Consider the following 1,318-nt stretch of genomic DNA (forward strand, 5'->3'; position numbering starts at 1 on the left):
AAAATGGAATGTCGTCGTTAAGTGTTTCGCGATGCATGGCGGCCTGGAAACCGTCGACACAAGCCTCGATGATGCGATCGATCTCGTTGGCCGATCGGTCATGGAACGGCGCCATCAATCCGAGCTCGGTCAGCACCTCCGCAAAATTGCGGCGTGCCGCCTTGATCGCCTGCGTTTCCAGCTCGGTCTTGTCGATCATGCCGTGGTTCCTCTTGGCGATTGCGGCGCCGGCGTTGAGGCAGCGCAGCGAGCAGAAGGCGAAGGTCGGATATCGGTCGGGGCGCAGCTGGTGCGTGTAGTAGAAGCCGCGCGCCTCTCGACTGCAGAGCGCGCAGGCTCTCAGCCCATGAGCAGCGTCGAGAGCTTCTGCGACTCGGGTTCGCCGGGTGCCTCCGCGATCCGCTGCGACGCCAGCACGATGAAGCGGCTGATGGCGTTCTGCGCCAAGGCTTCGAGCTCGGGCATGGTCAAAGAGCGGATTGGCTGATGCAGCCGTCCTCTTCCTTCGAGCCATTCGCCGATCGCCTTGGCCGCTTCATGCGCAACGTGCGCCTGCCATTCGTCGTCGGTCATGGTTCAGCCGTTGAGCCATGCCGGGCCTGGCTGCTTTGCCGCCGGCGCGCCAGCGCCGGACGCCGGTTGCGACCAGGCGGGTGCACTGGGTGCCTGCGATGACCGTGGTGCAGCCGGGGGCTGGCCGCCTGGGGCTGCGCCTTGCGTCCAAGCGGGCTGCGCGGCCGCGGCCTTGCTGCCGGCGCCGCGCGAGCGGCTCGGGCTCGCCGGCACGTCCTTGCCATCCATAACGAGCTTCCATTCCTTCTCGTTCGGCAACACCACGCGGTCGAGACGGTTCTGATCGCTGTAGCGGGCGTCCTCGCTCGCCTCGACCTTGATCTTGGCGACGAAGGTGATGCCGTTGAGGTCGGCAAGACCGCGCAGGATGCGCTTCTGCTTGGCTACCTCGCTCATGTCCTGCGGGTCGAGGCCGAGCGCGCTGTCGATCATGGCGCGGAAGGTGCTTTTCGAGATCTTCCAGGCGATCGAGACGCCGTTCTCGTCAACCTTTCCGCCCTGCACGGTGAACATCTGCCAAAACTTGCGCTTGGCATGCGGTCCCTCCGCCACGGTGAATTCGCAGTCGAGCATGCGCACGTCGCTTGACGGATCCTTGGGCGCCTTGAGCAGCGCTTGGTCGATCTCGCTCTGGCCGTCGACTCCGCCTGGGCGGATGCTCATGGTGACCTTGGCGAAGGTGCCATCGGGAATGAGTTCGCCGCTCTTCTGCGGCTCGGCATCGTTCATGTCGAACATGATGGTC

At 64.7% G+C, this 1,318-nt stretch carries 3 protein-coding genes; all 3 read right to left on the reverse strand.

Annotated elements, in window-relative coordinates; genetic code table 11:
• Positions 1–199 (reverse strand): DUF6511 domain-containing protein (locus tag BGN91_RS06150; protein WP_292611463.1); only part of this gene is annotated, 199 nt, incomplete at its 3' end.
• Between the two features lie 140 nt (positions 200–339).
• The gene (locus tag BGN91_RS06155; protein WP_292611465.1) at positions 340–573 is read right to left on the reverse strand and encodes a hypothetical protein; all 234 of its coding nucleotides are present in this window, start codon (positions 571–573) and stop codon (positions 340–342) included.
• Between the two features lie 3 nt (positions 574–576).
• A partial coding sequence (locus tag BGN91_RS06160; protein WP_292611466.1) for a hypothetical protein occupies positions 577–1,318 on the reverse strand: 742 nt, incomplete at its 5' end.

It is taken from the genome of Nitrobacter sp. 62-13, assembly GCF_001896955.1.
Taxonomy (GTDB): Bacteria; Pseudomonadota; Alphaproteobacteria; order Rhizobiales; family Xanthobacteraceae; genus Nitrobacter.

Bases quoted from the DNA above. Each gene is read 5' to 3' on its own strand.
- BGN91_RS06155 (WP_292611465.1), bottom strand. From the start codon at position 573: ATGACCGACGACGAATGGCAGGCGCACGTTGCGCATGAAGCGGCCAAG.